We start from the raw sequence: 6906 nt of genomic DNA, 5'->3' as shown, positions 1-6906 counted from the left end.
CAGGTCTGCAAGCAGTTAGGTGTAGCTTATGGAACAGTCTATAACTACGCCCAGAAGCTAAAAAATGCTTAGCGTGTAAATCCGCCCTTTTGGAAGAAGAACCCCAATGTTGGCAATGAAACAAGCATCCCCTAACTGCTCGTCAAACTTTGTGCGCGTGAAGCGCCCTGCCAATTGCAACGTAATAGGCAAGCTTTTCCGAATGTCATGAAATGCGGCTATTTTAAGCTCAGGCAAGTCAAAGCCTTCGCCTAGCATATCAACGCACACAATAATGCGGGTCTGTTTTTTGATAATTTTCTGATAATTTTCCTTAGCGCGCGGTGCGCCAGAATAGATTAGAATGGGCTGCAAATCCTTTTCCTGCTCGTATAGCTTAAATATTTCGTCGGCCCGCTCTTTCGTGGCGCAACGAGCCATTAGTATATGGTTGTAAGATTTCAAATCGGTACGGAGTCGAGCAATAGCTGTATCGGCAATTACTTTGTCCGCTTCTTTCAGCTTAGGTACACTGACTGCCAAGAACTCAATTTTCTTGTAATATCCTTGGCTCTGCGCCTCGCGCAGGGGAAAGTTGAACAGTACTTTACCTTCCAGTCGCTGCCCATCATTGCGAAACGGTGTTGCTGTGAACTGAATTATCTTCTTGTTATCGAAATGTTCCTTCACGTATTCCCAAGACTTCGCCTTCACGTGGTGGGCCTCGTCAATGAATAAGTGCGAGCACTCAGCCGCCAGATACTTCAGGTTCTCATTGGAGAGGTTCTTCAAAATAGCCATGGTAGCTACAATCACATTGCTTTTAGCTACAAAATTTTGAAAATCAGCTATATTGGTAAACCCGTTTCGAATAACTCCCACAGCTGGGTAAGCTGCGTCTTCTGATAGGATCTTAAATTCTTTCAGCAATCCGAGCGTAATAAACTTCTCGCTTATTTGAGTCCGTAGAGCATCAGATGGCACCACTACTAGCAACCGCTTGCATTGGTTGGCTACTAAAGCTGCCAGCATCGTTTCCGTCTTGCCAGTACCTGTTGGCAATACCACAACACCTGCCTCAGCCGCCAGCTTTAAATGACCTAGAATGCTGTAAAGCGCCCCTAACTGGGGCTGACGCAAACCATTAATTTCAGCTTCCCTGTCCTCCTCCAGAAAGGTTAGTTTTCCCCGCCAAGAAGAAACCACATCAGCTGGGTTATTAAGGTTGCTCGTGGACTTAAGCCATTTTTTAATAGCCAACCCCTGATCGTTCAATGCTGCAATTGTTGGCAAATTTTCGCTTTGCGCAACATCGTTCTGGTCTTCGGGGATATCCTTCGCTTTATCAGTTATATAGACTGACCGTTCCTTGTTGCTGACGAGCAAGCCATTTTGGTGCTTAACTGCAGCTACCTCCTTGAGTAAAGTGGCTTTACTTACAAGCTTAGTTACAGTGTTTTTGGATTTTGGCGCTGAAATAATTGTAATGCGCTGTTCAGGTATATGCAATTCCATTATTCGGAGTAGATGGTTAAGGCGAAAGGCCAGCGAGAAATTTTATAACAAAATAATTGGCAAACTAAATGAGCTTAAGTTTCTGCCATGTCATTAAATTTGCCGATTATCAATAGATAGCTCATGGAGCTAAATACATGATTTAATGAAATTTCTATTTGCGGATATGCTCTGATAAAGTGGTACTTTCCAGTGGTTTATTGAAAGATTATTTCCAAGTTTAACAGCATTCTTAGTTAAAATGTGCACTATTAAGTCAATAATTTCTTCATCGTCAAACCCAAGACCGGCAATTATATGTTCAGTAGCGATACTTTCAATTAAGCCTTGTTGCTCTGAGATAACAGGAGCAGAAGCATCAGCATATCGATTTAATAAATCCAATTTATTGAAATGACCCCTAATAGTGGCTTCCATCCCACAGTAATCACTTGCATCAAGGCTGAGATGAAATGAGGGTTTATATACATTTCCTGTTTTAGCTAAATCTGCAAACAAGAATTGAGTTGTAGGTAGCGAATCATAATAGAAACTGATAATTTCTCTTTCTGATCCTTTCAGCCATGCAGTGTCTTTCAAGGTGTTGCAATCAACGCAGCAGGGAACCAAATTTAAAGCAAGAGTAGAAAATTCCGCAAATATATCTTTTGGCAAATAGTGGTCAAGTGTTTTTGCCCCATAATTCAATCCGCAGTACTGACAAAACGCAGCAATGTCAGCATTACAAGTGATTTGATGAACCTCTATGTCATGTCTCAATTCATACATTGTTTGCACAGGCACGAGATAACAATGTTGTAAAGCTTCTTTCTGCTCAGCATTAAGAGAAGTGGGCGTTAAAAGTTCTAGGGCTGAGATATTAGCGCCATATTCTTGATATAGTAGCTTGATGTCATCAGATAACGCCTCAAGTATTGGCTTCCTATGTTTGCGTTTTGCTTTTATTATATTTTCAAAGTATGTGAACGAATCCGATGTGAGCGGGTACAAGTTCTTCATTTTAGCGCTCCGATAACTTAATAGATGTCTGTAAAAATGCTTCTGCTTGCATAGGTAGCCCTCGCGGGAAAAGTGCTTCGACTTCTTCAGGAGTACGACCTACGCTGAGTTCTGTGAGATGAGCTCTGAAATTGTTAGCTGTACCCTGCATAGCAAAAACCTCACGGGTAATCGTTGTTAAATTTTCGCCAAAGCATTCAATGGTTAGAGGTGATATTGTAGGTATATTCCCGGTTCTCCCAAATATCTTAACTTGCCTACTCAGTGTTTCTTGTAAAAGAAGTGGGGCATGAGTAGCAATAATAGCATATGAATCAAATGTTTTAAGTATTTTATCAAAAGCTCGTATGAGAGCTGAGAAGATGTCTGGATGTAAATGCAGTTCAGGTTCATCAAACAGTATCACCGATTCCTTTTCGATGTTAGCTATTATGTCAGTGATAATGTTGACAAGTATGCGTTGGCCCGAACTAAGGCGATGATAAAAACTTAGTTTCGATGATACTATTTGCACTTGCTCCTCATCATCAAATACTCCTTCTAATAGAATCCCGAGTATCTCCTTCCATTGCTCAACTCGATCGCGTTCAGTAATTTCAATTAAAGCTGAGTTTAGCTTATGCTCTAACTCTTTAGGTGTAAAAAATACCGGAGCAGAATCAAATTTATCGCTGTTTAAGTTGCTTTTCGATAACTGTTCAGATTCGTCAGTGTTATTATCAGGTCTCCTGATTCCGCAATAATGGTAACTATATGTTTGCTCTTTAGGCCTCTTGAATTCGTCAAATATGCTGTACGATACAGCTATGACTTGGCTAAAGCTTGGGCGCCTTGGAGTAAAACTTGTTTGCTTATCTTTTGACAAGCCACTCATTGCAAGTGCAAATTCGCCTAAAAATTGTGTTTTGCCCGTTCCGTTCCGGCCTATTATCACAGTTGTTCTATTCAACTCAGTAGCATGTGAAGAAAAATCAAATTCAACTTTATGATTACCAGCTGCATGAGCTACACGGCATGTGAAAGTAAATTTAAATATTCTTTCCTGTACAAATTTTTGAAATAGAGCTCCGCATTCATAAAAGGCCTTTTCTGCATCACTGAATCTCAAGAGTGAGCTGCTGAAGCCCCCTACATATTTGAATCTTGCTGCAATTTTTGGGTTAAACACAACATCTTTTATTCCTTCAAGAAATGGTTTGAATAAATTTAAAGGTAATTTCCTTAGTCTTTCGTAATAGGAGACATTCTGTCCAAGAGTACAATATTCAATACCAAGATCATCGAATTCATCAGGCAAGTGTGTAAAAGCTTGGCCATTTTGCGGATCTTCTGTATTTATTTGAAGTATTTTGAGATCACCTGTGAAAACTTTCTCCTTCTTTCTCGAATAGATATGTACCTTGAATAAAGTGTGCATGCTGAAGTCATTCCATCCATCAGGGACTAAGACTGCACATGGAAAATTTACATTTCCATCTGGAAGATCTTTAGGATAATTAACCGTGTAAAAATTCATACATAAAATTTTTTGGGTGAGAACCGTAAAGCTAAGGTATACGCTGCTATTGTAGCTTACAAGAACCTTTTTTAGCCTTAAGTATAGTTTCGAAATCTAAAGGCCTAACTCTTTGGCCGAGTTGTGCTGCCGTACATTGTCAAGGCGGGTATAGCGGCGAATCATCGCACTGGTCTTATGCTTGGTCTGATTCATGACTTTGCTGTCATCAGCTCCATTCAGCTTAGAGACGGTGACAAAGGATGCACGAAGCGAGTGTGCCGTATATTGATTGCCCAGGCTCTGCTGCACAATCAAGTTCGTGTACTTCGTCGTCATGCGGCGGGTAGTCACCTGATTGTTCTTGCGCAGTGACACGAATACAGGCCCTTCCATGCGTCCCAGCACGAGCAGCCAGGCTTGCAATGACCGTATCGGGCATAAGGCCGGGTCAGGAGAGTAGAAGATGGCTTTCTCTTCGGCCTGACCGAGCTGATTGGTTTTGCTCTGCTGCAGCGTCACCACCAGACCATCATCATCAAAGGCCAGGTCCTCAATATTGAGGGCTTCAAGTTCCGAGCGTCGGAATGCGCCAGTAAAGCCCAGCAGTAGTAAGGCCCGGTTGCGCAGTCCGGCTGGAATGCTCACGTCGATGCTCTTGATCGTGCGCTTGAAGCTATCGAGCGAAAACGCCGGAGCCTGCTTTTGCCGCATCTTTTTCTCACGAGCAATGCCCTTCAGCAAAACCTTAATTTTCTTGTCGGCCGTAGGTGAATCCACATTGGCCAGCTCGTGGGCCTTGGCAATGGCCGCAGCGTGCCGCTCGATGGTGGCAAACTTCTTACCCGCGTCCGCCAGCTCCGTGAGAAAACCAATCAGCGCTTCGACCGGTGCCGGCAGTGACTCGAGCTGGTGCAGCTGGCACCAGGCGGTGAACCGCTTCCAGTCGCCGGCATAGGCGCGCACCGTGTTGGCCGCCCCGCGCAGGCCGGACTCGACGTAGCGCTGGGTGGATTCCACCAGGTGGGCGGGCACCTGGGCGGCAGGCGGTGTCGATATGACGGGCAGCTGATTGTCGGTGGCCATATAGAATAAGGAGTAATAAGGCGAAAAGTGAGGGTTTTCGACTTGCTAATATAAGGAACGATAAGGAAACGTTATCAGTCCTTATACCTCTATTAGCAAGATGAATGGTTGACAGGTTGATTTACAATTTGCAATTTGCAAATTGTAAATCAACCACTGATCATGCGACAGCATCATGGAATACGGCCTCAAGATGTGGTGATCCTACTAAAAGTCCTTTTAGTGGAGAACACTTCTTGGCAGAGCAAAGACTTAGCCCAAGCCTTGTTTCTAAGCCCGACTGAAATATCCTTTAGTCTGAAGCGCTGTCAGTACGCGCGCCTGCTAGATGGGCAAAGCCGCAATGTGTCCCGACGGACTTTTTTCGAGTTCCTATTCTATGGACTGCCCGTAACATTCCCGACCCAGCCCGGCGAGCAGGTGCGGGGCATGCCGACAGCGCATAGTGCTGCACCACTAAGCCAACAGGTAGTTGCCGGACAACTCTATGTGTGGCCCGATGCAGAAAGCGACAGCTGGGGCTGTGCCATTGAGCCCCTATACCCACGCGTGCTCCAGGCCGCCAAAGCGGATGCCCGGTTATATGAATTGCTGGCCTTAGCCGATGCCCTACGTGTGGGTCGCCCCCGCGAGCGCAAGCTAGCTGGCGACTTGTTAAAGGCGTTTATAATGCCAGCTAATGTCTAACCAAGCCAACTTGGCCGCGCTGCAGGCCGTAGCCCACGCACTGGGGCCCTTGCGGGAGCGAGTGGTTTTTGTAGGAGGTAGCACTGCCGGCCTCTATAGCACGACAGCCAGGGCAGCAGAATCGCGCCCTACCAATGATGTGGACTGTATCATTGAGGTAGTACCACGCATCGCCTATTTCGAGTTGGAAGAGGAGTTGCGTACTCTGGGCTTTCGTAATGATCAGACATCGAATGTCATTTGTCGCTGGCGGGTGGCGGGGTTAGTAGTTGACGTAATGCCTATCAGCGAAGACAACATTTTAGGCTTTTCGAATCCGTGGTATCCAGAGGGTTTTGCGCATGCTATTCCTTATACCCTGCCTGATGAAACCACCATACTGATTATGCCGGCAGAGTATTTTATGGCGACGAAGCTGGTCGCGTTGCGCAGTCGGGGCATGGGCGATATTCGCCTGAGCAACGATCTGGAAGACATTGTGTATGTGGTGGATAATCGACGGGAACTAGCGGCGGAGGTAGCAACTGCTTCGGCAGCTCTTAGAACTTACTTGGGTACGGAAATCAGCCAGTTGCTGCACCACCCCGAGTTGCGGGAGGCCATCGATTGCCAGTTACCCTATGGCTCCGGACAAGACCGCAAATATATTATTGAAAGTCGGTTACGGGCACTCGTAGCGGCTGCTCAGGAGCGGAGCTAGCATCATTACGACTGATAACAAGCAACAATTGTAGGTATGATGACGAAGATTTATCAAGCCTAATGCTTCGTTCTTATGCTACTTCCCGCCTTCGCGGATAAACAAGTTAATGAAGATCATAGACGTCACACTCCTGGAACGACCGTTTAACAAATGTGACAAACGTCATAACGTCCCTGCAGAGAAACAAACAGGTGGAAAATGGTCGATACTATACCCTGCTCGAAATGAATGGCAAACCGGTATTTTGCTCTACATTCGAATACTCTTTGATCTTCAACAGCACAGATAATCCATTTCCATCAACAACTGTATGCTCTCTAAATTCAACAATACCTTATGTAAGCTCCCCCTTAAAGTGAGCCAGTCAAAAGTAGAGGTCAGGCAGCTTGGCGAAACTCGATGGGGGTTAAGAAGTTGAGGGCCTCATGGGGCCGCAGATGAT

The 6906-nt window shown here is 45.1% G+C and carries 5 protein-coding genes; 1 reads left to right on the top strand and 4 read right to left on the bottom strand.

Annotated features, from left to right (window positions below; all coding sequences use genetic code 11):
- Positions 1-57: 57 nt before the first annotated feature.
- The 4 genes from ABD842_RS14125 to ABD842_RS14110 form a co-directional block, all read right to left on the bottom strand.
- Complete coding sequence (locus ABD842_RS14125; protein ID WP_345115125.1) at positions 58-1494, bottom strand: DEAD/DEAH box helicase; 1437 nt, start codon at positions 1492-1494, stop codon at positions 58-60.
- Between the two features lie 129 nt (positions 1495-1623).
- Positions 1624-2493, bottom strand: a complete 870-nt coding sequence (locus tag ABD842_RS14120; protein WP_345115123.1) for an HNH endonuclease — start codon at positions 2491-2493, stop codon at positions 1624-1626.
- Between the two features lies 1 nt (position 2494).
- Complete coding sequence (locus ABD842_RS14115; protein ID WP_345115120.1) at positions 2495-4009, bottom strand: AAA family ATPase; 1515 nt, start codon at positions 4007-4009, stop codon at positions 2495-2497.
- A 96-nt stretch (positions 4010-4105) separates the two neighbouring features.
- Positions 4106-5074: a tyrosine-type recombinase/integrase gene (locus tag ABD842_RS14110; protein ID WP_345115117.1), complete on the bottom strand. Its 969-nt coding sequence runs from the start codon at positions 5072-5074 to the stop codon at positions 4106-4108.
- Positions 5075-5900: 826 nt separating this feature from the next.
- On the opposite strand from ABD842_RS14110, the gene ABD842_RS14105 reads away from it, so the two are divergent.
- Entirely contained in the window at positions 5901-6461 is a 561-nt protein-coding gene (locus tag ABD842_RS14105) for a hypothetical protein (protein ID WP_345115115.1), read from the top strand.
- Positions 6462-6906: the final 445 nt, after the last annotated feature.

Origin of the sequence: Hymenobacter algoricola (assembly GCF_039539525.1) — a bacterium.
Classification (GTDB): domain Bacteria; phylum Bacteroidota; class Bacteroidia; order Cytophagales; family Hymenobacteraceae; genus Hymenobacter; species Hymenobacter algoricola.
The sequence above is the reverse complement of the archived record's forward strand: the minus strand, read 5'-3'. Positions and strand labels throughout refer to the sequence as shown.

Coding starts and splice junctions, on each gene's coding strand:
- ABD842_RS14125 (WP_345115125.1), bottom strand. CDS start 1,494: ATGGAATTGCATATACCTGAACAGCGCATTACAATTATTTCAGCGCCA.
- ABD842_RS14115 (WP_345115120.1), bottom strand. CDS start 4,009: ATGAATTTTTACACGGTTAATTATCCTAAAGATCTTCCAGATGGAAAT.
- ABD842_RS14110 (WP_345115117.1), bottom strand. CDS start 5,074: ATGGCCACCGACAATCAGCTGCCCGTCATATCGACACCGCCTGCCGCC.
- ABD842_RS14120 (WP_345115123.1), bottom strand. CDS start 2,493: ATGAAGAACTTGTACCCGCTCACATCGGATTCGTTCACATACTTTGAA.